This is a genomic window from Amycolatopsis methanolica 239, assembly GCF_000739085.1.
GTDB classification, from domain to species: domain Bacteria; phylum Actinomycetota; class Actinomycetes; order Mycobacteriales; family Pseudonocardiaceae; genus Amycolatopsis_E; species Amycolatopsis_E methanolica.
This window is the reverse complement of the sequence record NZ_CP009110.1, coordinates 89,620-111,592: the sequence shown is the minus strand read 5'-3', so window position 1 is coordinate 111,592 and position 21,973 is coordinate 89,620. Positions and strand designations below refer to the sequence as shown.

General features: G+C 71.3%; 24 protein-coding genes. 12 read left to right on the top strand and 12 right to left on the bottom strand.

The window, feature by feature from the left end; all coding sequences use genetic code 11:
* Window positions 1–181 precede the first annotated feature (181 nt).
* A complete protein-coding gene (locus AMETH_RS00595; protein ID WP_017986077.1) occupies window positions 182–484 on the bottom strand; it encodes a hypothetical protein in 303 nt (100 codons plus the stop codon).
* A 72-nt stretch (window positions 485–556) separates the two neighbouring features.
* Between AMETH_RS00595 and AMETH_RS41265 the strand changes: the two genes are divergently transcribed.
* The 3 genes from AMETH_RS41265 to AMETH_RS00585 are packed head-to-tail and all read left to right on the top strand — an operon-like array spanning window position 557 to window position 2,130.
* Window positions 557–691 (top strand): hypothetical protein, encoded by a 135-nt coding sequence (locus AMETH_RS41265; RefSeq protein ID WP_017986076.1) that lies wholly within the window; start codon window positions 557–559, stop codon window positions 689–691.
* Between the two features lie 52 nt (window positions 692–743).
* On the top strand, window positions 744–1,268 hold the full coding sequence (locus AMETH_RS00590) for an RNA polymerase sigma factor (protein ID WP_017986075.1): 525 nt from the start codon (window positions 744–746) through the stop codon (window positions 1,266–1,268).
* A complete protein-coding gene (locus tag AMETH_RS00585) occupies window positions 1,261–2,130 on the top strand; it encodes a VOC family protein (protein WP_017986074.1) in 870 nt (289 codons plus the stop codon). The genes AMETH_RS00590 and AMETH_RS00585 overlap by 8 nt, the downstream gene beginning before the upstream one ends.
* A 42-nt stretch (window positions 2,131–2,172) precedes the next feature.
* Here AMETH_RS00585 and AMETH_RS00580 read toward each other — a convergent pair whose 3' ends face one another.
* A complete protein-coding gene (locus tag AMETH_RS00580; protein ID WP_081617641.1) occupies window positions 2,173–3,495 on the bottom strand; it encodes a UDP-glucose dehydrogenase family protein in 1,323 nt (440 codons plus the stop codon).
* A gap of 158 nt (window positions 3,496–3,653) precedes the next feature.
* Here AMETH_RS00580 and AMETH_RS00575 point away from each other — a divergent pair, with 158 nt between their 5' ends.
* Complete coding sequence (locus tag AMETH_RS00575) at window positions 3,654–4,412, top strand: SDR family NAD(P)-dependent oxidoreductase (protein WP_017986072.1); 759 nt, start codon at window positions 3,654–3,656, stop codon at window positions 4,410–4,412.
* On the opposite strand, the gene AMETH_RS00570 is transcribed toward AMETH_RS00575, so the two are convergent.
* The gene (locus AMETH_RS00570) at window positions 4,409–5,548 is read right to left on the bottom strand and encodes an erythromycin esterase family protein (protein ID WP_017986071.1); all 1,140 of its coding nucleotides are present in this window, start codon (window positions 5,546–5,548) and stop codon (window positions 4,409–4,411) included. The two genes, AMETH_RS00575 and AMETH_RS00570, sit on opposite strands and share 4 nt — an antisense overlap.
* An 82-nt stretch (window positions 5,549–5,630) precedes the next feature.
* On the opposite strand from AMETH_RS00570, the gene AMETH_RS00565 reads away from it, so the two are divergent.
* Window positions 5,631–6,332, top strand: a complete 702-nt coding sequence (locus AMETH_RS00565; RefSeq protein ID WP_017986070.1) for a TioE family transcriptional regulator — start codon at window positions 5,631–5,633, stop codon at window positions 6,330–6,332.
* A 518-nt stretch (window positions 6,333–6,850) separates the two neighbouring features.
* On the opposite strand, the gene AMETH_RS00560 is transcribed toward AMETH_RS00565, so the two are convergent.
* Window positions 6,851–8,485 (bottom strand): TM0106 family RecB-like putative nuclease, encoded by a 1,635-nt coding sequence (locus AMETH_RS00560; RefSeq protein ID WP_017986068.1) that lies wholly within the window; start codon window positions 8,483–8,485, stop codon window positions 6,851–6,853.
* A 103-nt stretch (window positions 8,486–8,588) separates the two neighbouring features.
* On the opposite strand from AMETH_RS00560, the gene AMETH_RS00555 reads away from it, so the two are divergent.
* Entirely contained in the window at window positions 8,589–9,053 is a 465-nt protein-coding gene (locus AMETH_RS00555; protein ID WP_017986067.1) for a DUF6474 family protein, read from the top strand.
* Here AMETH_RS00555 and AMETH_RS00550 read toward each other — a convergent pair whose 3' ends face one another.
* From AMETH_RS00550 to AMETH_RS00535, 4 genes are read right to left on the bottom strand one after another with little or no spacing between them, the layout of a single operon-like run.
* On the bottom strand, window positions 9,054–10,016 hold the full coding sequence (locus tag AMETH_RS00550; RefSeq protein ID WP_017986066.1) for a glycine betaine ABC transporter substrate-binding protein: 963 nt from the start codon (window positions 10,014–10,016) through the stop codon (window positions 9,054–9,056).
* Complete coding sequence (locus AMETH_RS00545; protein ID WP_017986065.1) at window positions 10,013–10,789, bottom strand: ABC transporter permease; 777 nt, start codon at window positions 10,787–10,789, stop codon at window positions 10,013–10,015. The genes AMETH_RS00550 and AMETH_RS00545 overlap by 4 nt, the downstream gene beginning before the upstream one ends.
* Window positions 10,786–11,931: a betaine/proline/choline family ABC transporter ATP-binding protein gene (locus AMETH_RS00540; protein ID WP_017986064.1), complete on the bottom strand. Its 1,146-nt coding sequence runs from the start codon at window positions 11,929–11,931 to the stop codon at window positions 10,786–10,788. Before AMETH_RS00540 ends, AMETH_RS00545 begins: the two co-directional genes overlap by 4 nt.
* A gap of 37 nt (window positions 11,932–11,968) precedes the next feature.
* Window positions 11,969–12,616, bottom strand: a complete 648-nt coding sequence (locus tag AMETH_RS00535) for an ABC transporter permease (RefSeq protein WP_017986063.1) — start codon at window positions 12,614–12,616, stop codon at window positions 11,969–11,971.
* A 189-nt stretch (window positions 12,617–12,805) separates the two neighbouring features.
* On the opposite strand from AMETH_RS00535, the gene AMETH_RS00530 reads away from it, so the two are divergent.
* The 4 genes from AMETH_RS00530 to AMETH_RS00515 are packed head-to-tail and all read left to right on the top strand — an operon-like array spanning window position 12,806 to window position 15,675.
* Window positions 12,806–13,360, top strand: coding sequence for a hypothetical protein (locus AMETH_RS00530; protein WP_400983402.1), 555 nt, complete (start codon window positions 12,806–12,808; stop codon window positions 13,358–13,360).
* Window positions 13,361–13,385: 25 nt separating this feature from the next.
* Complete coding sequence (locus tag AMETH_RS00525) at window positions 13,386–14,120, top strand: YcnI family copper-binding membrane protein (protein ID WP_017986061.1); 735 nt, start codon at window positions 13,386–13,388, stop codon at window positions 14,118–14,120.
* On the top strand, window positions 14,120–14,653 hold the full coding sequence (locus AMETH_RS00520) for a copper resistance CopC family protein (RefSeq protein ID WP_017986060.1): 534 nt from the start codon (window positions 14,120–14,122) through the stop codon (window positions 14,651–14,653). Before AMETH_RS00525 ends, AMETH_RS00520 begins: the two co-directional genes overlap by 1 nt.
* Window positions 14,650–15,675 carry a copper resistance D family protein gene (locus tag AMETH_RS00515; protein WP_017986059.1) on the top strand — a complete coding sequence of 342 codons (1,026 nt, stop codon included), beginning with the start codon at window positions 14,650–14,652 and terminating at the stop codon, window positions 15,673–15,675. The genes AMETH_RS00520 and AMETH_RS00515 overlap by 4 nt, the downstream gene beginning before the upstream one ends.
* A 154-nt stretch (window positions 15,676–15,829) precedes the next feature.
* On the opposite strand, the gene AMETH_RS00510 is transcribed toward AMETH_RS00515, so the two are convergent.
* Together AMETH_RS00510 and AMETH_RS00505 are read right to left on the bottom strand one after the other, a co-directional pair.
* Entirely contained in the window at window positions 15,830–16,738 is a 909-nt protein-coding gene (locus AMETH_RS00510) for a phosphotransferase family protein (RefSeq protein ID WP_017986058.1), read from the bottom strand.
* Window positions 16,739–16,742: 4 nt separating this feature from the next.
* Window positions 16,743–18,125, bottom strand: a complete 1,383-nt coding sequence (locus AMETH_RS00505; protein ID WP_017986057.1) for a helix-turn-helix domain-containing protein — start codon at window positions 18,123–18,125, stop codon at window positions 16,743–16,745.
* A gap of 295 nt (window positions 18,126–18,420) precedes the next feature.
* Between AMETH_RS00505 and AMETH_RS00500 the strand changes: the two genes are divergently transcribed.
* The gene (locus AMETH_RS00500; RefSeq protein ID WP_410468222.1) at window positions 18,421–18,726 is read left to right on the top strand and encodes a hypothetical protein; all 306 of its coding nucleotides are present in this window, start codon (window positions 18,421–18,423) and stop codon (window positions 18,724–18,726) included.
* Between the two features lie 13 nt (window positions 18,727–18,739).
* Complete coding sequence (locus AMETH_RS00495; protein WP_017986055.1) at window positions 18,740–19,138, top strand: hypothetical protein; 399 nt, start codon at window positions 18,740–18,742, stop codon at window positions 19,136–19,138.
* A 250-nt stretch (window positions 19,139–19,388) separates the two neighbouring features.
* Here the strand turns inward: AMETH_RS00495 and AMETH_RS00490 are convergent, their stop codons facing one another.
* Both AMETH_RS00490 and AMETH_RS00485 read right to left on the bottom strand, forming a co-directional pair.
* Window positions 19,389–20,636 carry an MFS transporter gene (locus tag AMETH_RS00490; protein ID WP_017986054.1) on the bottom strand — a complete coding sequence of 416 codons (1,248 nt, stop codon included), beginning with the start codon at window positions 20,634–20,636 and terminating at the stop codon, window positions 19,389–19,391.
* A complete protein-coding gene (locus AMETH_RS00485; protein ID WP_017986053.1) occupies window positions 20,633–21,907 on the bottom strand; it encodes a GH1 family beta-glucosidase in 1,275 nt (424 codons plus the stop codon). The genes AMETH_RS00490 and AMETH_RS00485 overlap by 4 nt, the downstream gene beginning before the upstream one ends.
* Window positions 21,908–21,973 lie beyond the last annotated feature (66 nt).

Here is a 21,973-nt window from a genome sequence, read left to right as displayed (position 1 = left end):
AGAGCGGCTCTTGGATTACGACTCGGGCGGTACGCGCGAGGTCAGGGCAGGCGCGCTGGCCGCCTGGGCCGGCATCTGGATGCGCGGCGGCTCGAGCGCTCCTCCGAACCGCGCCTTCTCGGCAGGGTCTTCTCGGCAGGCCGCGACGCGGACCGGACGGGCTGCTCCTCGGGCGGCAGCGTCAGGCCCGAACACTCCCGGTCTTCTCCCACACGGGCGGCCCCACCCGGAGCTGGATCTGCCGGTTGCGGTCCCGGTGGTCGGCGACCACGGCCTCGATCGACTCGCCGGTGGCGGGCCACTTCGAATGGTCGAACACGTCCTCGCCGCCCGGACGGTAGCTGATGGCGTCGATCAACGCGGGCAGCCCGCCGGGCAGGGTCACGACCATGCCGAACGGCAGGTGCTGCTCGACCACGGCCGCCACCGCCGAGCCGATCGGGAAGCGTTCCTTCGCGGCCGCCCATTCCGCGTCGTTCGTCATCGATCTCGACCTCGGTCAGCGGCTCGCCCCGGTACGGCCGCCGGTTCCGCAAGTTCGGCGGGCGTCGCGACCATGAGCACCCTGTACGTCGCGCTGGCGGGCACGTGGGGCGCGCAGGACGCGTTGCTGCTGGTCACCGGCCTGCAGGCGACCGTGATGGCCGTCGGCGCGGTCGCCGCGCGGCGGTTGCCGGACCCACGCGGCTGAAAATCCGCGCGAAGGGCGTCGGAAAACCGCCTCCCCGGACGACGATGGGGGTGTGAGCGAACCGCGGGTACGACCGGACCCGGCCTTCGCGCTGCTCGACCTCTACGAGACGGCGCTGCCGGAGGTGTACGGCTACCTGCACGCGCGCTGCGGTGACCGGGGCGTGGCCGAGGAGCTGACCTCGGAGACGTTCCTCGGCGCCGTCAGCGCGTGCCGGAATCCGGGGGCGCCCCCGGTGAGCACGCCATGGCTCATCGGGGTGGCCCGGCACAAGCTGATCGACCACTGGCGGCGGCGGGAGCGCGAGGAACGCGGGCTGCGCGTGGTGCACGAGTCCGAGGCCGGTTCGGTAGACCCGTGGGACGCCGAACTGGACGCCCTGCTGGCCCGCGAGGTGCTGGAGTCGCTGGGCGCGCACCACCGGGCCGCGCTGACGCTGCGGTACCTGGACGGTCTGCCGGTGCCGGAGGTCGCCCGCCTGCTTGGCCGGACCGTGCACGCCACCGAAGCACTGCTGGTCCGGGCGCGATCCGCGTTCCGGGCCGCCTACCGGGAGAAGGAGGTGCGTGATGACTGACCCATTCGACGCACTCCGCGCCCCGGTCCAGCCGGTCGCCCCCGATCCGCGGTTCGCCGCCGAGCTGCGCGAGCGCCTGCGTCGCGCTGTGTTGAACGGAGGAGAGATGACCAGCACGGAAGCACCCGCACGGGCCGAACTGCACTCGCTGACGCCGTACCTCGCCGTGTCCGACGCGCGGCGTGCTCTGGACTTCTACGTCGAAGCCTTCGGCGCGCAACGCCGCGGCGACCCCATAGTCATGCCGGACGGCCGCATCGGGCACGCCGAACTGGCGATCGGCGACAGCGTCCTGATGCTGGCCGAGGAGTTCCCGGAGATCGGGCACCAGACGGCCGCGGGCGGGGCGAGCATCCGGATCGAACTGTCCGATGTGGACGCCGCAGTGACACGCGCCGTCGACCTGGGCGCGCAGGTGCTCGACCCGGTGTCCGACCGCGGGCACGGCCGGTCCGGCTCGATCCGCGACCCGTTCGGCCAGCGGTGGCTGCTGGCCCAGGCCCCGGTCCGCGCCAGCGGCCAGGACACCGCGCGGCACGGCCAGGCCATGTACTTCACGTTCCAGGTCCCAGACGACGAGGCCGCGAAGGCGTTCTACGGCAGCGTGCTCGGGTGGCAGTTCTCCCGCGGATCCGTCGAAGGCGCCTGGGGTTTCCAGGGACCAGGCCTGGAAGGCGGCCTGTGGGGCGGGCCGCGGCAGGTCGGCTGGAAGCTGATGTACGCGGTCGACGACGTGCACGCCGCGGTGGAGCGCGTCCGCGCGGCCGGCGGTCAGGTGACCGAAGTGGACCGCAAGCCCTACGGCCTCACCGCCGACTGCATCGACAACCAGGGCATCGAGTTCTGGCTCTGGCAGCCGTGATCGGACTGACGATGGGCCGCGTTCCGTAGCGGTGCGGGTGGCTCAGCTGGCAACACCCGACGGACTCGGCAGGGCGACGCGGGCCGGGCGGGGGCGGCCGAGGCCCACATAGGACAGCCCGGCGTCCGTGATGGTCCGCGGCTCCAGCAGGTTCCGCGTGTCCACCACCCCGTCGCCCTGCATCAGGTCCGCCACGTAGCCCCAGTCCAGCTTGGTGAACTCGGCCCACTCGGTAAGCACGACGATCGCGTCCGCGTCCTTGGCCACCTGGTACGGGTCGTCGACGACGGTCATGCCCGGCAGCGCCTCCCGCACCGCCGGGTCGTAGGCCGTCACCTCGGCCCCGTGCGCGGCGAGCATCGAGGTGACCGACAGGGCAGGGGAGTCGCGCAGGTCGTTGGTGCCGGCCTTGAACGCCAGGCCCAGCACGCCGATCCGGGCGGCGGCCAGGCTGCCGCCCACCGCGCCGGCGATCTTCGCGACGATCCGGTCCCGCTGCGCGATGTTCTCCACGATCGCGGCGGTGAGCAGCGAGAAGTCGAACCCGACGGACTCGGCGACCTGCACCAGCGCGTGCGTGTCCTTGGGCAGGCAGGAGCCGCCCCAGCCGGGGCCGGGCTTGAGGAACGACCGGCCGATGCGGCGGTCGTGGCCCATCCCCTCGGTCACCGACACGATGTCGGCGCCGAGCCGCTCGCACAGTTCGGCGATCGCGTTGACGTAGGACAGCTTCATCGCGAGGAAGCAGTTGGCCGCGTACTTGACCAGTTCCGCGCTGGCGGCGTCGGTGATCACGTTCGGCGCGGACAGGTCGCGGTAGAGGTCGGCGATGCGGCGCGCGGCGGCGTCGTCGTCGGAGCCGACGACGATCCGGTCCGGGTGCATGAAGTCGGCGACCGCGGTGCCCTCGCGCAGGAACTCGGGGTTCGCGACCACCGGCACATCGTCGCGGCCGAGCAGGGCGCGGATGCGCTGCGCGGTGCCGACCGGGACGGTCGACTTGGTGACCACCGCGCAGCCGGCGGGCAGGACGTCGGCGATCTCGGCGATCACCGCTTCGACGGCGCGGAGGTCGGCGGCGCCGCCCGCGCCCATCGGCGTCGGCACGCACAGGTAGACGGCGTCCGCGCCGGCCACCGCGGCGCGGGCCCCGACGACGAACCGCAGCCTTCTCGCGGCGAGCCCGCGCGTGACCAGTTCCTCCAGGCCGGGCTCCAGGATGTCCACCCGTCCCGCGGCGAGCCGGGCCACCTTGACGTCGTCCACGTCCACGCAGGTCACCTGGTGTCCGAGGGCGGCGAGGCAGGCCCCTGTGGTCAGTCCGACGTATCCGGTGCCGATCACGACGATGCGAGCTCCGCTCATGCTGCCGACGGTGACAGCCGCAGTTGACCGCAGTCCTAACGGAAGTCGTCCGCGCCGGATACGTCGCGCGACGGGTGAGGAGGGCCACGCCGGGCGCGGGCAAACGAGCGTTAACCTCGTGTGCAGAGCAGAGTGGCCGGCCACGGAAGGAACCGTTCATGCAGATCAAGGACACCGCCGCGATCGTCACAGGTGGTGCGTCGGGGCTCGGTGGCGCGACGGCGAAGGCGCTCGCCGAGCGGGGCGCGCACGTGTTCGCGCTGGACCTCGCCGCCGGGATCGAGAAGGCGGAGAAGGTCGAGGGCATCACCTACGTCGAGGCCGATGTGACCGACGGTGACCAGGTCGCGGCCGCGGTGGAGCAGGCCGCCGGCGGATCGGTGCCGCTGCGGGTCGTGGTGAACTGCGCCGGAATCGGGCCGTCCGCGCGGATCCTGTCCAAGAAGGGCAGGCACGACCTCAACCTGTTCCGCAAGGTCGTCGAGGTCAACCTGATCGGCACCTTCAACGTGACGACCCTGGCCGCCGAGGCGATCGCCAAGACCGACCCCATCGAGGACGGCGCCCGGGGTGTCGTCATCAACACCGCGTCGGTCGCCGCCTTCGACGGGCAGATCGGGCAGGTCGCCTACTCGGCGTCGAAGGGCGGTGTCGCCGGGATGACCCTGCCCGCGGCGCGTGACCTGGCCTCGCACGGCATCCGGGTCATGACGATCGCGCCGGGCATCATCGACACCCCGATGCTGGCCACGGTCTCCGACGAGTTCCGGGCCGGTCTGGCGGCGGGAGTGCCGTTCCCGAAGCGCCTCGGCCGGCCCGACGAGTACGCGCAGCTCGCGGTGGACATCGTGGAGCACGACTACCTCAACGGCGAGGTCATCCGCATGGACGGCTCGCTGCGGATGGCGCCGCGCTAAGCACGCAGCACCAGGGCCTGGGTGTCGGTGCCGGCGGTGACGTGCAGGATCGCGTCGGCGCCGTCGACCGTGGCCTGGTCCAGCGGGAAGTAGCCCTGCATCGGGTTGGTGTCGGTGCGCGTCTCCGCGGCAGCGAGTTCGCGCGCCGGCACCAGACCCCACGTGTCGCCGCGGCTCTGCAACCGGCCCTCGAACGTCTCCGGCCCGGGTTCGCCGAGGTCGATCGCCTTGCTGCTGCCCAGGCTGCCGACGATCAGCCGGTACCGCTCGCCCACCAGCGACGAGACGATGGCGCCCGCGCTGGACCAGTTCATGTCCATCGGGCCCAGCCGCATGTGGCTCTCGTTGCGCTGCAGGTGCCGGTTCTGACCAAACACCAGGACCGGGCCGCGCTCGGCGTCCCGGATGTCGAGCAGGTTCTGGGCCATCATCGCGTCGCGGAACGCGCTCATCCGGGTCCAGCGTGCGCTGTCGTCAACCGGCTCCGCGGCCTGGCGATGGTACCGCAGCAGGCCGAGGCCCGCGGTGAGGTGGATCCGCGCCCGGTCCCACTCGGCGCGTGAGGTCGCCGCGATCAGCATCGGCGCGCCGGCGTGGAGGGTGACCAGCATGTCGTCGGCGATCACGCGGAGCCGGTCCGCCTCGGGCGTCGCGCCGGGCGATTCAGCCGCCTTCAGGACCGCCTCCGTGCGGTTCCACCGTTCCTCGTCGCCGGCGAGAGCCGCGATGTCGTGGTCGAGACCCAGGTAGTCCCGTGCGTACTCGAGGTAGGTGCGTGGGCTGGGCGCGTTCATCATCTCGGTGGAGACGTCGAAGCCGTGGAAGGCGAGCGGGCGCTCGGCGGTCTCGTTGTACTCGCGCATCCAGGCCACCAGCCGCCGGTTGTTGTCGAGCTCGCCGAAGCGGTGCGAGAAGCCCTCACGCATCACCGTGTCCAGGTCGCCGACGCCGTGCTGGACGTAGTCGTTCACCGCGAGCGCGGCGACGCGGTCGGTCTCCAGTGCGATCGCGGTGACCGCACCGGCCAGCTCGGCGAACAGTTCGTTGCGGATGCGGGCGAAGGCCGATTCCAGGTGGGCGGGCTCGCCGAAGGCCAGGAAGTCGACCTCGGGGGTGAGGAGTTCTCGAATGTCCATGAGCCTCAATCGTATCGTTGAAAGAACGGTTGAGACTTTCGCTGGGATTTCTCTGGTGGAGGTGCGCTAAAGTCTCCAACCGGTGGTCACGTTGAAACCGGCCGACCTCGCGCGCGAGCACGGCATCTCGCCCCAGGCGGTGCGCAACTACGAGCGCGACGGCTTCCTCCCGCGCGCCGACCGAACGCCCAGCGGCTACCGGGTCTACACGGAGGTGCACGCCGCGGCGCTGCGGGCGTTCCTGGCGCTGGTGCGGGCTCACGGGCACACGATCGCCGGGCAGATCATGAACGCGCTCCACGAGGGCAGGCTCGACCACGCGCTGACGCTCGTCGACCGCGGGCACGCCCAGCTGTTGCGTGACCGCGAGACGCTGGACTCGGTGCGCAAGGCGGTCGGGCACCTGACCGAAGCCCCGTCCGTTGCGGACGGGCCGGCGCGGACGATCGGCGAACTCGCGCGGAGGCTCCGCGTCACGCCCGCGACGCTGCGCAAGTGGGAGGAGGCGGGCATCATCTCGCCCACCCGCGATCCGGTCACCGGGTATCGCCTCTACCACGCCGCGGACGTGCGGGACGCGGAACTGGCGCACCTCCTCCGGCGCGGCGGCTACCTGCTGGAACACGTCGCGGAGGTGGTGCGGCAGATCCGCACGGCAGGCGGAACTGAGGCGCTGGCCGACGCGCTGTCGGCGTGGCAGGGGAAGCTGACCGCGCAGGGGGTGGCGATGCTGGACGCCGCCACGCACCTGAGCGCCTACGTCCGGGCGGTCGAGGCCGGCTGACCGGGGTGGCGCAGCGGGGATGGCGCGGCGCGGGCAGGTGGGCACGCAAGCTGCGGTGGGTGCGGCGCAGCCGCAGGCAGGCCCGCAAAGCGAGGCCGGGACGACCCCCGGCCCAGGCAGGCAAGCCCACAAGCCGAGACCGGCATGGCGCAACCCAGGCCGACAGGCCAACGAGCTCAGGCCGGGATGGCACAACCCGGCCAGGTAAGCCCACAAACCGAGGCCGGAACGGCGCAACTCCAGCAAGGCAGGCCACAAGCCGAGACCGCGACGGCGCAGCCCAGGCAGACCCCGCGAGTCAAGATCCGGTTCGCACGGCGGAGATGGCGCAGCCCAGGCCTGCAAACCGAGGCCGGATAACGCCGGCCCAGGCAGACATGCCCACGCGCCACGTCAACCGCCTCCCGCGCAGGTGCGCGGTCAGCGGCGCCGCAGCGACCCGCTGGCGGATCACCGCCAAGAGAAGCGCCAGGGGAAGCACCACCACCAGGCGGTGGCGCCTACAGGTCGCCCATCACCTACAGGTCGCCCATGAAGGGGATGCCGTTCGCCGTCGTGGTCATCCACTCGCGCAGGGCGCGTGTGGCTCGCACGTCGTCCTCGTTGTAGCGCAGCAGTCGTTCGCGCTGGGTGAGGTCCGGCTCGCCGCCGTCCATGCCGACCGCCTGGCGGTACCAGCGCATCGACGCCTCGCCGCCAGCTTCCGGGTCGCGCCAGGTGAAGCCGGCCACCGGGGCGACCACCTTCAGCCCCTTGCCGCGGGAGCACAGGAACTGGTCGGACACGCTGCGGAACAGGTCCACCCACTCGTCGGAGTCCACAAAGGACTGGACTTCCGTTTTGGCAGGCATGCCGGGGTAGTCGCCGAACCGCTCGACCGAGCCGAAGAGCCAGCGATTCTCGGCCATCGCGTTGTAGCAGTAGGCCCGGAACGTGAGGCCGGCCGCGCGGGTGCGCTCGCGGACGTCACGCAGCCAGGTCCAGAACTCCGTGAACGACCGCGCCTCGTCCCCGGTGGGCAGCGGCTGCCACGTCACGAACGCTCGGTAGCCCTGCTCGACCCCGATGTCCGCGCCGCTGAGCAGACAGCCCCACAGGTAGGCGCCGGACTCGCCGAAGGACTCCATGTCGATGTCGACCTCGACGTCCGCGCGCGCCACCTCGACCTCGCGGACGCGGCGCACCATCGTGAGGTCCGCGAGCCACGCCCTGGCCAGCGCGACGGCGTCGGCGAACGGCCCGGACGTCCAGATGATCGGCGGCTCGTCGTCCGGGTCGAGCGCGGCGAGCTTGTCCACTGTGGAGACCCCGGCGCGGCGCAGCTCCATCGCGTCCTCACCGCGGACGACCAGGCTCACGTCCCGCATCGCGGTCAGCTCGACCTCGCACGTCGGCCACCACGGGCAGGTGCGGCACTCCAGCACGCGGGACGGCTCGGCCAGCGCGGGGCCACCGGAGCGCGCGGCCTCGGCGATCGCCAGCCGGTCGGCGAAGCGCGTGTCGTACTCGGTCAGCGCCGTGCGGCCGTTCGGCCAGGTGGCGGCGGACAGGTCGTGCCACAACACCACGTCGGCGTCCAGACCGATGACACCGCCGACCAGCCGGTCCGCCGCCATGCCGTGCGCCTCCAGCATGCGACGCAGGTGGGCCAGCCGCATCTGGTCGCGCGGGTGCGAGCGGACCCGGCGCGCCGGGTCGGGGATCGCGTGACGCGGGTCGAGGTCGTGCGGCGGCGTGGTGACCGCGCCCGCGCCCGGGTCGGTGATGCGGTGGCGCACCACCAGCACCGGCAGGTACCCGCCCTCGGCGCGGACCAGCAGCTCGGACCCGCCGCGGCGGTGGCCCGCGCGGTCGGCGGGCAGCAGCGCGCCCCAGATGTAGTCGGCGCCCTGCGCCATCGCCTGCTGCGTCGCGGCGGCCCGCTCCGGCGGCGGCAGCTCCCGGTCGACGACCACCCAGCTCGCGCCCGGGGTGGCCGCGATCAGCCGGTCGCGGATCTCGGCGCGGTGCGCGGCCGCGTCGGCGATCCGCTGCTCGGCCGACGGGTCCGGCGGGGCCAGCGGCACCTCGCGCATCGCCGGGTCGTGTTCGAGGTGCACACGACGACGGCAACGGCTCACCGCGCCGGCCTCGAGCAGCACCTCAGGTTCCATGACACCCACTTTAGAGAGGACCACCGACAGTTCCGCGCCGAGTGTGACCGGCGCATTACGTGTCGGACATGCTCCGGCTTGTGCGTGCCGCTACATTCAGCCCATGGCTCGCAAGAAGACCAAGACGCCGGCCGAGACGGGCATCACGCCGAAGAAGGCCAAGAACGCGGTCGCCGTGGCGAAGATCGTGGTGCCCGCGGTGGCGCCCGCGCTGGCACCGCTCGCGGTCAAGGCGGCGAGTGCGGTCCGCGACGCCTACGACCACTACCAGGCGCGGCGCCTCGGCGTGCCGATCGACCAGCTGTCGGAGTTCACCGGCCGCGGCGCGCACCTGCTGGCCCGCATCGCCGGCACGTCCGAGGCGCTGGCCGAGGTGCGCAAGGCCGAACGCGCGAGCGACGACGACGTCCGCTTCGCGAAGGACTCGCAGGCGACGCTCGAACAGCTGACGGCCGCGGTCCGGGCCGCCGAGCGCATGCCCGGCACGCGCCGCAAGGCCGCGCACCAGGCGGTGGCAGCCGAGCTGGAGCGGATCGAAGGCCAGCTGCTCAAGCGCCTCGGCGTATAGCTACTGGATGAAGCCCTTCGCGACCATCCAGTCGCGGGCGACCTCACCGGCGTCGCGGCCGTCGACGTCGACCTGCTTGCACAGCTCGATCATCTGCTGGTTGTCCAGCGCCTTCGCGACGGGTTCCAGCACCCCGCGCACCGCCGGGTGCGCGTCCAGGAACTCCTGCTTCATCGTGACCGCCGCGTTGTACTGCGGGAAGAACCGCTTGTCGTCGGTCAGGACGCGGAGGTTCAGGCCCGCGATGCGGCCGTCCGTGGTGAAGATCTCGCCGAAGTTGCAGGTGCCGCTGGCCACCGCGGAGTAGATCGCGCCCGTGCCGAAGGTCTTCACTTCCGTGGTCGGGAAGCCGTAGGTCTTCTGCACGCCCGGCATCCCGTCCTGGCGGCTCGCGAACTCCGTCTCCACGCAGAAGATGGCCTGTTCCGGGTGCTGCTTCAGGAACTCCGTCATGTCCGAATTGGACCGCAGGTTGTGCTGCTGGGCGTAGGCCTCCGTGGTGGCGAACGCGTACGTGTCGTTCACCGGCGAGTAGTCCAGCCAGGTGATGCCGAACTGCGCCTCGTCGGCCGCCTTCGCCGCGTCGAACTGGGCCTTCTCGTCCGGGATCGGCTCGGTGTTGCCCTGGTAGGAGATCCACGCGGTGCCGGTGTACTCCCACGAGATGTCGATCTGCCCGTTGATCAGCGCCTGCCGCGCGGAGTTCGACCCGCTGATGTTCGTCAGGTCGGTGATGTGCGCCCCGGCGGCCGACAACGCCAGCTCGGCCATGTAGCCCAGGATGATGTTCTCGGTGAAGTCCTTCGACCCCACCGCGATGTCCACGCCCTCCAGGCTCGGCACCGGCCGGATCGTCCCGGGCTTCACCTCGTACGGCAGCGCCGCGTTGACGTCCAGGCCACACGCGGTGAGCGAGGTCGTCAGCAGCGCGGCTCCGAAAATCGCCTTCCAGCGGTGCTTCACGCCAGCCCCCTCGGTCCGAAGACGCGTTCCATGACCGCGCCCAGCCAGTCGATCAGCAGTGCCAGGCCGACCGCCAGGATCGCGCCGGTGACCAGCACCGGGACGCGGTTGAGCTTGTACCCGGTGTCGATCAGTTCGCCGAGCCCGCCGCCGTTGACGAAGAACGCCAGCGTCGCCGTGCCGACCGCCAGCACCAGCGACGTCCGCAGCCCGGCCAGGATCAGCGGCACGGCCAGCGGCAGCTCGATCCGGAACAGCACCGCGCGGCCGGACATGCCGATGCCGCGGCCCGCGTCGATCAGCGCCGGGTCGACCGAGTTGATGCCGACGATCGTGTTCCGCAGCACCGGGAGCAGCGAGTAGAACGCGATCGGCAGCACCGCGACCCAGAACCCGTCCCACTGCGTCCACAGGAAGAACAACACGATCACGCCGAGCGCGGGCGCGGCCTGCCCGATGTTCGCGATCGTCAGGAACACGGGCGCGACCGGCCGCGCCCAGGAGCGGGTGAGCACCGCGCCGAGCGGCACCGCGACGCCGACCACGATGACCGCGACGGCGACCGTGATCAGCAGGTGCTGCCACGTCGCCTCCAGCAGCCGGGCGGCGTTCAGGTTCTGCGCCTCGATGGCGTCGTTGTCCCGCAGCAGCGCCCACGCCACGACCGCGGCGACGACCACCACGACCACCGCGGGCTGCACCAGCAGCCGCGCCCGTTCCGCGCGGCGGGAGCCGGATTCGGTGGTGAACCCCTTGTCGACGGTCGTGGTCACGCCGGTCCCCCGTCGTCGGAGTGCTCCTCGCGCAACCGCTGGATGGTGCCCATCACCGTGTCCAGCTCGATCATCCCGGCGTACTCGCCGCGCGCCCCGGTGACCGGCACGCCGCCGCCCTCGACGAGCATCGCCTCCAGCGCGTCCTGCAGCGTCGACTGCAGGCTCACGTAGTCGCCGATCGGCTTGCCGACCCCCTCCAGCGAGGTCGCGCTGCCCAGGTCGCGGACGTGCACCCAGCGGACCGGGCGGCGGCGGCGGTCGAGCACCAGCGCGTACGTGCGGCGCTGCTCGGTCATCTGCCGCCGCAGCTCGGCGGGCGAATCGCCGATCGTCGCGGTCACCGTGTCCTGCTTCAGCTCGACGTCGCGCACGCGCAGCAGGGTGAGCTGCTTGAGCGAGGCGCCCGCGCCGACGAACCCGGCGACCGTGTCGTCGGCCGGGTTGGCCAGGATTGCGTCCGGGGTGTCGTACTGCAGGATCTTCGACTGGTTGCCGAGCACCGCGATCTTGTCGCCGAGCTTCACGGCCTCGTCGAAGTCGTGGGTCACGAACACGATCGTCTTGCCCAGTTCGGACTGCAGCCGCAGCAGCTCGTCCTGCAGGTTGCCGCGGGTGATGGGGTCGACCGCGCCGAACGGCTCGTCCATCAGCAGCACCGGCGGGTCGGCGGCGAGCGCGCGGGCCACGCCGACACGCTGCTGCTGGCCGCCGGAGAGCTGGCGCGGGAACCGGTCGTGGAACTGGGCCGGGTCGAGCCCGACCAGGTCGAGCATCTCGTCGACGCGGTCGGCGATCTTCTTCTTGTCCCAGCCGAGCAGTCCGGGCACGACCGCCACGTTCTGCGCGACCGTGAAGTGCGGGAACAGCCCGGCCTGCTGGATCGCGTAGCCCACCTTGCGGCGCAGGCGGTCCGGGTTGAGGCTCAGCGCGTCCTCACCGCCGATGGTGATCCGGCCGGACGTCGGCTCGATCAGCCGGTTGATCATCCGCATCGTGGTCGTCTTGCCGCAGCCGGACGGGCCGACCAGGATCACGATCTTGCCCGCCGGGATCGTCATGGTGACGTCGTCGACCGCGGGCTGGCGCGAGCCGGGGTAGCGCTTGGTGACGTGCTCCAGCTGGATCTCGACGCCGGACACCGCGCCGGATTCCGCCTGTGCGGGAGATTCGATGGTTTCAGACACGGACACCCCTGGGAACGGTGAAGCGGGAGATCAGGACGTAGATGCCGTCGAGGATCAGCGCGAGGACGACCACGCCGATCGTGCCGGTGAGGGCCTGGTTCATGGAGTTGGTGCTGCCCGCGTTGGTCAGCCCGGCGAACACCTCCGACCCCAGCCCGGGCCCCTTGGCGTAGGCGGCGATCACCGCGATGCCCATCAGCATCTGGGTCGCGACGCGCATGCCGGCCAGGATCGCGGGCCAGGCCAGGCGCAGCTCGACGCGCGTGAGCACACCGAACCGGCTCATCCCGATGCCCTTGGCGGCGTCGGTGACGGCGGGGTCGACCCCGCTCAGCCCGACGATGGTGTTCCGCACGATCGGCAGCAGCGCGTACAGCACGAGCGGGATCACGCTGGGCGCGACGCCGAGCCCGACGACCGGGATCAGCAGGCCGATCAGCGCGAACGACGGGATGGTGAGGACCGTGCTGGCCAGCGCTGTGGCCAGGGCCGATCCGATGGGGCTGCGGTAGACCGCGACGCCGATCAGCACACCTATGACGGCGGCGATGATCGTGCACTGCACCACGGCGCTCACATGGAGCCAGGCCTGCAGCCCGAGCCTGCTCCACCGATCGGCCACGTACTCGAACAGGTTCATCCCCGGTGGCCGCCTCCTCCCGGTTCGGTCGTTCACTCGTCCGGCCTACCCACCGTTGCCGAAAAACATGAAAGTCTCAACTACCGACACTGGGTTACGGTCGGATGAGCCCCGGTTTCCGGATCTCTCCCAGCGTTCACCACCCGGGATGGCGTCGCATGATCATCACCGGTCTCATACCCTGGATCGGTGAGCAAGCGACCCCAGCGACACGGAGCGTCCCGCACCGTGCGCGGCGTCCTGCTCGCGCTCACCTCCGGCGGACTTGCCGTCAGCGCGCACGCGCTCGCCCACGGCGGCCTGCCGGACACCGCGCTGACGCTGCTGCTCGTCCTGCTCGTCGGCTGGACCGGCACCGCGCTGGCCGACCGCACCCGCGGCCCGGCCGGTGTGCTCACCGTCCTCGGCGCGGCCCAGCTGCTGATGCACGTCGTGCTCGACGAGCTGATGCCGCACGCCACGGCCATGCCCGGCGCGATGTTCGCCGCCCACGCGGGCGCGACCGTCGTGACCGGACTGCTGCTGGCGCACGCCGAAGCGCTGCTGGACGTCGCCGCCGCGCGGTTGTCGCTGCTGCTCCCGGTCCTCTTCGGACCGCTCCCGCCACCGGTCCCGCTGCCCGCCGCGCCCGCTCCGGCGCCCGGCGTGCCGCAGGTGCAGGTGTTGTTGAGCCGGATGCACGCGCGGCGCGGCCCGCCCGCGCGCCCGGCGCACCACACCCTTCACCTCAGCGCAGCGCGCTGACCCACTTCACTTCTTCAGGAGCATCATGACGAACAACGCCGTCATCCGGCGCGGGCTCGTGCTGGCCGGCACCGTCGGGATCGCGGGTCTGCTGGGCGCGGGCGTCGCGTCCGCGCACGTCACGGCCAACGTCCTCGGCTCGGAGCCGCAGCAGGGCGGGTACGGGGCGATCACCTTCCGCGTGCCGAACGAGGAGGAGAACGCCGCCACCGTCAAAGTGGAGATCGACTTCAAGCCGGAGTACGCGATCAGCTCGGTGCGGTACCAGCCGATCCCGGGCTGGACCGCGGAGGTCACCAAGACCCCGCTGCCGGCGCCGGTCAAGAACGGCAAGGGCCTCGACGTCACCGAGGCGGTCACGAAGATCGTCTTCACCGCTCAGCCGGGCACCAAGATCGGCCCCGGCGAGACCCAGTACCAGGACTTCGGCATCACCGCGGGCTCGCTGCCCGCGGTCGACGAACTGGTCCTGCCCGCGATCCAGACCTACGACAACGGCGCGGTCGTGGCGTGGGACCAGGTCCAGGCGGCCGGCGCGGCGGAGCCGGAGCACCCGGCGCCCACCGTGTCGCTGGCCGCGGCTTCGACCTCGGGTGACTCGCACCACGCGAAGACCGCCGCCGCGCAGGCCGCGGCGGAAGAGTCCGCCTCGACCGACGACACGGCCCGCTGGCTCGGCGGCGCCGGACTGGTCGTCGGCGCGCTCGGACTCGGTGTCGGCGCCGGGGCGGTCCTGCGCTCCCGGCAGGCGTCGAAGTAGTGCGCCGCCTGCTCGTCACGGTCGCCACCGCACTGGTCGCACTGGTCGTCACCGCCACCCCGGCGCTGGCGCACAACGTGCTCGTTTCGTCCGACCCGGCCAAGGACGCCGTGCTCGCGACCGGGCCGTCGAAGATCACGCTGACCTTCGACGCGCCGGTGCAGGGCGGCAACGTCAACCAGGTCTCGGTCACCGGCCCCGGCGGCACCCAGTGGGCGGAGGGCGACGTGCAGATCAGCAGCAACGTCGTCACCGTCGGCGTGCGGCCGCTCGGCCCGGCCGGGCAGTACACCGTCGGGTTCCGGATCCTGTCCGCCGACGGGCACCCGGTGACCGGCGAGGTGCCGTTCACCCTCACCACGGCGGGCAACGGCACCCCGGCCACGGCCAGCGCCGCGACCGGGGCCGACACGGCCGCGCCCGCCGCGCAGTCCGGCGGCGGGGTTCCGGTGTGGGTGTGGATCCTCGGCGCGGTGGTCCTGCTGGCCATCGGGCTGACGCTGGCTCTGCGGATGGGCAGGGAAAAGGCATGACCACGGCGGCCGGGGCCACCTCGCAAGTCCGTTACCAGGCGATCGTCGCGATCGTCACCGCGGCGCTGGCCGGCGCGCTGATCGGCGTCGCGCTGACGGCCACCGCGCCGGTGCCCGGGGTGGCGGAGGTCAGCGAGGTGGTCTCGGCCGCCATCCCGATCGTCCGTGTGCTGCTCGACCTGGCCGCGGTGACGACGATCGGGCTCGCCCTGCTGTCCGTGCTGGTCGGGTACGACCGGCCGAAGCTGACCGAGCCGATCATGCGCCGCGCCCGTCCGATCGCGCTGGCCGCGTCGCTGGTGTGGACGACGACCGCGCTGGTCACGCTCGTCCTGCAGACCGCCGAGTACCGGCCGCAGGTGCCGACCGTGAGCTTCGCCGACATCTGGGACTACGTGGTGCAGGTCGGCGCGGGCAAGGCGCTGCTCGTCGTCGCCGTGCTCGCGCTGGTCCAGGTCGGGCTCGGGGTGCTGACGCTGCGGCACGGCGAGAAGGTGCCTGCCGAGGTGCGCGTCGGGCTCGGCCTGTTCGCCCTGCTGCCGCTGCCGGTGACCGGGCACGCGGCGAACTGGGACTATCACGACTACACGATGATCTCGATGGAGCTGCACGTCATGGGCGCGGTCGCGTGGACCGGCGGCCTCGGCGCGATGGTCGTGCTGCTCGCGGCGAACCGGACGCTGCTCGCGCACGCGCTGCCGCGGTTCTCCAAGCTGGCCACGCTGTGCCTGGTCCTGGTGTCGGCGACCGGGCTGTTCAACGCGGTCGTGGAGATCCTGCTCAACCCGACGATCAGCCTGTTCACCGCGTTGTTCACCACGCCGTACGGGCAGCTCGTGGTGCTCAAGATGATGTGCGCGGCGGGGATCGCCGTGCTCGGGGCGATGGTCCGGTGGAAGCTGATGCCGCGGATCGTCCGGCACGAGCGGACCGCGCTCGCGACGTGGGCGACCCTCGAGCTGACCGCCATGGGGCTCGCGTTCGGCTTCGCGGTGGTGCTCACCCGCGCCCCGGTCAGCTAACCGTCAGTAGCTGCAAGTTGCACGCGTGGGGAAGGATTAATCCACCCGGGGTGACTAGCCGGGCCGAAATTCCCACCGCCCGCACAGGGAACCGGACATACGACGAGCGGTCTTCTGCGGTCGGTAAATGTCCCCGATTTTCCCACGATGTGGACTAGCGGTAGCGGGCCCACTCCGTGCCGGCACGGCCCGCGCGCAGGTCGCCCAGCCGCCGCCGCAGCTCGCCGCGCACGTGCGGGTGGCTGCGCAAAATCGGGAGCACGCTCGTCACGAGCTTGAGCTCGCGGGCGGCCCGCAGCACCGCGAACCCGTCCCAGGCGGTGACGTCGAAGCCGTAGACGTCGGCGAGCATGCGGTACCGGCCCGCAGGGTCCCCGAACCGCTCGCGACCGACGGCCAGCGGCGTGAGGTCCCATTCCGGCGGGCCGAAGCACGCGGAGTCGAAGTCGCACAGCACCGGTCCGTCCGGGCCGACGATCACGTTGCCCGGGTGCGCGTCGCCGTGGATCAGGCTCCGTTCCAGCGGGAACTCCAGCTCGCCGAGCGCGGCTTCGACCTCGGCGCTCCGGCGCAGCAGGAACCGGCGGTCGTCCGGGTCGAGCTCCTCGGCGTCGGCCACGCGGGCCCGCACGTCCGCCAGCGGCGCCCACTCGCCGACACCGTCCGGCGCGGGCAGGGCGTGCACCCGGCGCAGCAGTCTGCCCAGGTCGGCGGCGTTCGCGCGGCGCTCGCCCGGCGGCACCCGGACCCACGCGGTGACGACGTGCTCGCCGACGTGGATCGGCTGGCCGACGCCGGGCAGCAGGCGGATCGCAGGCACGTCGTTGGCCTCGAAGTGCCGTGCGACCTCGACGACCTTGGCGACCCGGTGCCGCAGCGCACGCGACCCGACGATGCGCATCACGACCGGCGCGCCGGCCAGCTCGTAGACCGCGTTGTTGGTGAACCGCAGCAGCCGGGCGCCACGGTGGTCCAGACCCAGCAGGGCGCACGCCTCGGCCAGCACGGCGGCCAGTTTCTCCTTGGTGAACCGGCCGTCCAGCTCGTCCGCGACGGTGCGCATCTTCCTATGCCGCGAAGAACGAACTGATGCGTTCGTCGAGGTCGCGGGCGTCCGGGTTGTTGCGGCGCTTGGCCGCTTCTTCCTGCATCGGCATCATGCGGTCCTTCACCCGGGCCGACTTGAGGCCGTCCGCCGACTCCAGCGCCAGGCGGCCGATGCGTGCGCCGTGGTCGATGTCGCCGTCGATGAGGTGGTTGGTGGCCAGCGCGGCCTGGTTGAACACCTTGCTGCGCTGCATGTCCTCGCCGTAGGCCTCGATCGCCCTGGTCAGCGCCGGGATCGCGTACTGCGTGTGCTTCGTGTCGACGCCGCGCGCCAGTACCGTGTGGACGGTGCCGATCATCGCGTAGACGTCGGTCTCGTTGAAGAACTTGACCCAGTCCTCGGCCTCGGCCACGTTGGCGCGGGCGAACTCGTCCTTCGCCAGGCCGAGCAGCTTGAGCGACTGGTCCTCGTTGCCCATCATCGCGTAGGCCCACGCCTGGTTGGCCGCCAGCACGGAGATCGCCAGCTCGGAGCCGGATTCCTGCGCCGCGATCTGTCCCAGCTGGAACAGCTTGAGCGCGTCGTTGGGCGCCTCCTGGTGCAGGTAGACCCGGCCCATCCGGTACAGGATGTTGGCCACCAGGTGGTCGTTGTTGCCCTGCTTGGCCAGCTCCAGCGCGTTGGCGAAGTGCCCGCGCGCGGAGTCCATCAGTCCACTGTCGAACGACGTCCAACCGGCCAGGCTGTGCAGGTCGGCCAGCGCCACGAACAGGCGCGAGCGGACCGGGGTGGCCGCGGAGGAGTCGAGCATCTGCTGCCCCCAGGACAGCTGCGCGACCACGGCGTCGCGGCAGAAACCGCCGCCGTACTGGTAGTCGAGCGCGCGCAGCGCTCTGGTCGCAGCCTCGACCTGGCGCACGTCGGTCATCCCGATGTGGCCGGGTGCCGGCGTCCTCGCGGGGCTCGCCGCCCATGCCCTCGGCGACGATCCCAGGATGGCCGCCCCCATCGTGACCTGGGCGGCGTGCGCGAGGAAGTTCCGCCGCTTCACGGACTCGTCCTCCTCAGCCTGCTGCTCGTCGGCTGCGCCGACGACCTGAATCTCGGTGGCCTCGTCGTAGGCGAGGCCCATGTATCCACGGGGGACACCCAGTCCGTCGGCGATCCGGGCGAGCACGTCGTAGGCCATCACCTGGCGGCCTTTGAGGATCTCCGAGACCTCCGACTGGGACTGGCCGGTGAGCGCGGCGATCTGGCGTTGGGAGATGCCCTCCTTGCGCAGATTCCGGTACACGGCACTGATGTTGCGGGCGGCCAGGGCCTCCCTCATCTCCCGCTTCTCCCAGGCATCCGAGCTGATCGGGTGTCCCTGGCGGGCATCAGTGTTGTCACCGGCGTCCATTGCGCCCCCTCACCATCCTGTCGGGCGTCGATTCGCAGCGTAGGCACACCCATTGAACCCTGGGAAACGTCGTTGCGGGAGCCCTGATCGGTCGGGGTGAACTCCGGCGACCGTTCACCGGCCCGCCCGCGCCGGTCGCCGCTGTGACCGCGGTTCGCCTTCTCTTCGGCTGCGGTTCATCGCAATCTAGTTCTCGGGTTCGGCGTGACCGAGCGGATACGCCCCGCGATCACGCAGAGCTACGACGAACACGGACAGCAAGCCCGAAGCAGAGCGGAGAGACGCGGTGGAGTTCATGAACTCGATCTCGGCACCACGCGCCCAGGTCCACCGGCGGCCCTTCGCCCCGGTCGCGAGCCGGTCGGCGATGCCGGCGCCGGACCCGCGTGCCGCGCAGCTGCGCCGTTACGAGGGTGGTCAGCTGGTGTGGCGGGTGCAGTGCGGCGACATGATCAACCGCGACCGCTGCGTCACCGTGCTCGTCCAGGACAACCAGGTGGTCCTCGTCGGACCGCCCGGGGAAACGGCCCGCCTCACCGCGGGTCAGCTCGGCCAGCTCCAGGCGGCGTTGAACGAAGCCGCCAAGCTGGCGGAAAGGTGACGGTGAGAATTCCGTGGATCAGATCCTTGGGCAGGTCCTCCGCAACGCGGTTTGGGAGCGCCTCGACATGCTCGCCGATCTCGCCACCAGGGCGGACGCTCAGTCCCTGGTCTCAGTGGCCCGGTCGGAACTGCCGCGGCTGACCGAGGGCTGGCGTGCGATGCTGACCGCTCACGAGCCCGATGAGCGGGGTGACTGCCCCACCTGCTCCACCCGGTGGCACCGCTGCAAGGCGCCGTGCTCGGTGTGGCAGGTCGCGCATGAGCACCTCGTCGCGGGCGGTCTCGCCCCCCAGCAGGACCTGCGTCGCCCGTCGCGCCGCAAGCCGAAGGTCCCGGCCCAGACACGCGGTACGACGCCCGGTGAGGCAACCGGTCGGCACGCGCTGATACCGCAGGTCGCGCACCACTGACCACTCGGCGATTAATCGAAAAAAACTCGGTCACAACCCCTGGTGGAACACCCCCGTCACCGCTATGTTGTCGATCATGGTTGAGGACGCGAAGTTGCAGATCGCACCTTGACCGCCCCGCCCTCGTGGCCCCGAGAACTCCGCGGACCGGTGCCGTTGCACTCCCCTCCCCCGACCGGCACCGGCCCGCGGGCCCAAAGGTACGGAGCTGAAGGGCTCCTCCGAACCCCGGAGGAGCCCTTCAGTGATTTCAGCGCACCGAGCGGACGCCGAGGATGAACGCCCCGGCCGCGAGCGTCGCGACCGCCGACGCGGCGAACAGTCCCGGGTAGCCGCCCAGCTCGGCCAGGATGACGGTGGCGGAGACCGGCGCGATCACCTGTGGCAGCGCGTTGGCGATGTTGATGACGCCCAGGTCCTTTGCGCGGTCCTGCGCGGCGGGCAGCACCTCGGTGAGGATGGCCAGCGCCACCGCCCAGTACGCGCCGAACCCGATCCCGAGCAGCGGGGACGCCGCCAGCGCGGCAGGCCAGGTCTGCCACAGCACCAGCACCACCGCCGCCGCGGCCATCACCACCGCCGCGCCCACCACGAACGGCTTGCGGCGGCCGGTCCGGTCGGACAGCGGGCCGACCACGAGGCCGCCGATCACCAGCGCGACGCCGTAGAGGCCCATCATGATCAGCAGGCCGGTGTCCGGGTCCGGGTGGTGCACCGCGTCCTTGAGGAAGAACAGCAGGAAGAACGTGCCCAGCGCGTTGCCGAGGTTGATCAGGAAGTGGCAGCCCCAGGCCCACGCGAAGTCCGGGTGCCGCCGCGGCGAAACCCACAGCTCGCGCAGGACCGCGCGGAACCCGGTCGCCGGGCGCCAGTCCCGCGGCAGGGCGATGTCCCTGGTGCGCAGCACGAACGCCGCCGCGCCGAGCACCACCACCGCGGCGCAGGCGAGGTAGCCGCCGGGCAGGCTGGTGACCAGGACCGTCACCAGCACGGCGCCGAGAACGGTGCCGAGCATCTGGCTGATGCCGACGAGGCCGCCGATCCGCGCCCGTTGGCCGACCGGGACCCGGTCCGGCACCGCCGAGGTGAGCGTTGCGAGCATGCCGCCGAGCCCGGCCTGCACCAGGCACCAGCCGACGACCATGATCGCCACGTTCGGCGCCAGCGCCAGCACCACCAGGCCGAGCGCGCCGCACAGCGCGCCCGCGAGCGTCCACGGGTGCCGCCGACCGAAACGGGAGCGCGTGCGGTCCGAGGCCAGCCCGACCAGCGGGTTGGTGAGCAGCGCGACCACCGCGCCGGCCCCGGTGACGATGCCGAACACCAGCTCCTTGTCCGCGGCGTCCAGGCGTTCGGCCTGCTCCGGCAGCAGCACCTGGATCGGGGCGTAGATCCCCAGCCACAGCCCGATGTTCGCGCCGAAGAGCAGGCTGATCCAGCCGGCCCGGACCGGGACGTCGGGCTCGGCGAGCGCGTCGGGCGTCCGCGTTCCGGTCATGCGCGCACCAGCTTCCGGTACCAGTGGAAGGAGTCCTTGGGAGTCCGGCGCTGCGTTTCGTAGTCGACGTGCACCAGGCCGAACCGCGGCGCGTACCCCTTGGACCATTCGAAATTGTCGAGCAACGACCAAACGAAATACCCACGGACTTCAACTCCCGCCGTTATCGCGGCGGCGACGGACCGCAGGTGCGCGTCCAGGAAGTCGATGCGCTCCTGATCGTGAACGCCGTCGAAGCTCGCGCCGTTCTCGGTCAGGTAGACCGGCGGCAGCCTTTCGCCGTAGCGGTCGCGCAGGCCGACCAGCAGCTCGTGCAGCGCGGCCGGCACGATCGGGGAGTCGTTGGTGGTGCGCGGAAAACCCTCGATCGGGCGAAGTTCGAACGGCAGCGGACTGCCCTCGCCGGGCGCCGCCGCGCCCTGCGGCTCGTAATAGTTGACGCCGTAGAAATCCAGCGGTTGTGCGATGTTCACCAGGTCATCGGCGTATCCGGCGGGAAGGTGCGGTTCGATTTCCGCGGGATAACCGCCGAGCAGCACCGGGTCCGAAAAGGCTCTGTTGAGCAACGCGTCCAGCCGGCGGGCCGCGTCATGATCGGCTTCGGCGTTTGAAGTGGGCCAAACTGGACAATGATGGTTGGCGGTGCCGATGTTCGACGCACCCGCGGCCCGCAGAGCCTGGACCGCGAGGCCGTGGGCGAGGTGTTGGTGGTGTGCGGTGGGGAGGGCGTCCAAGAGCAGTGTTCGGCCGGGCGCGTACTCGCCGATCGCGTACCCGAACATCGTCGTCACCATCGGCTCGTTGAGGGGGATCCACATCCGCACGCGATCAGCGAAGCGCTCGCCGAGGACCGAGGCGTACTCGGCGAACCGGTATGCCTTCTCCCGGTTCAGCCAGCCGCCGTCGTCCTCCAGCGGTTGCGGGGTGTCCCAGTGGTAGACCGTCGCCACCGGCGCGATGTCCGCTTCGCAGAGCGCGTCGATCAGCCGGTCGTAGAAGGCCAGGCCCGCTGCGTTCGGCGCGCCGGACCCCGTCGGCTGGATCCGCGGCCAGGCGAAGGAGAAGCGGTAGGCGCCGACACCCAGCTCGGTCAGCAGCGCGACGTCCTCCGGCCAGCGGTGGTAGTGGTCGCACGCGACGTCGGCCCGCCCAGGAGCGAAGGTGTCCCACACCGACGGCCCGCGCCCGTCTTCGCTGGTCGCGCCCTCGATCTGGAAGGCCGAAGTGGACACGCCCCACAGGAAACCGGACGGGAAGGCGAGGTTCTCCACGAGCGACGTCCCTCCATCGGGGCTAACGTGAAAAGTTCTCAAATGCTAGCCCTTCCCTCGACCGGG

What these genes read in the sequence shown, in the direction of transcription:
- AMETH_RS00595 (WP_017986077.1), bottom strand. Translation starts at nt 484, where the DNA reads ATGACGAACGACGCGGAATGGGCGGCCGCGAAGGAACGCTTCCCGATC.
- AMETH_RS41265 (WP_017986076.1), top strand. Translation starts at nt 557, where the DNA reads ATGAGCACCCTGTACGTCGCGCTGGCGGGCACGTGGGGCGCGCAGGAC.
- AMETH_RS00585 (WP_017986074.1), top strand. Translation starts at nt 1,261, where the DNA reads ATGACTGACCCATTCGACGCACTCCGCGCCCCGGTCCAGCCGGTCGCC.
- AMETH_RS00580 (WP_081617641.1), bottom strand. Translation starts at nt 3,495, where the DNA reads ATGAGCGGAGCTCGCATCGTCGTGATCGGCACCGGATACGTCGGACTG.
- AMETH_RS00575 (WP_017986072.1), top strand. Translation starts at nt 3,654, where the DNA reads ATGCAGATCAAGGACACCGCCGCGATCGTCACAGGTGGTGCGTCGGGG.
- AMETH_RS00570 (WP_017986071.1), bottom strand. Translation starts at nt 5,548, where the DNA reads ATGGACATTCGAGAACTCCTCACCCCCGAGGTCGACTTCCTGGCCTTC.
- AMETH_RS00560 (WP_017986068.1), bottom strand. Translation starts at nt 8,485, where the DNA reads ATGGAACCTGAGGTGCTGCTCGAGGCCGGCGCGGTGAGCCGTTGCCGT.
- AMETH_RS00555 (WP_017986067.1), top strand. Translation starts at nt 8,589, where the DNA reads ATGGCTCGCAAGAAGACCAAGACGCCGGCCGAGACGGGCATCACGCCG.
- AMETH_RS00535 (WP_017986063.1), bottom strand. Translation starts at nt 12,616, where the DNA reads ATGAACCTGTTCGAGTACGTGGCCGATCGGTGGAGCAGGCTCGGGCTG.
- AMETH_RS00525 (WP_017986061.1), top strand. Translation starts at nt 13,386, where the DNA reads ATGACGAACAACGCCGTCATCCGGCGCGGGCTCGTGCTGGCCGGCACC.
- AMETH_RS00515 (WP_017986059.1), top strand. Translation starts at nt 14,650, where the DNA reads ATGACCACGGCGGCCGGGGCCACCTCGCAAGTCCGTTACCAGGCGATC.
- AMETH_RS00510 (WP_017986058.1), bottom strand. Translation starts at nt 16,738, where the DNA reads ATGCGCACCGTCGCGGACGAGCTGGACGGCCGGTTCACCAAGGAGAAA.
- AMETH_RS00505 (WP_017986057.1), bottom strand. Translation starts at nt 18,125, where the DNA reads ATGGACGCCGGTGACAACACTGATGCCCGCCAGGGACACCCGATCAGC.
- AMETH_RS00500 (WP_410468222.1), top strand. Translation starts at nt 18,421, where the DNA reads ATGAACTCGATCTCGGCACCACGCGCCCAGGTCCACCGGCGGCCCTTC.
- AMETH_RS00490 (WP_017986054.1), bottom strand. Translation starts at nt 20,636, where the DNA reads ATGACCGGAACGCGGACGCCCGACGCGCTCGCCGAGCCCGACGTCCCG.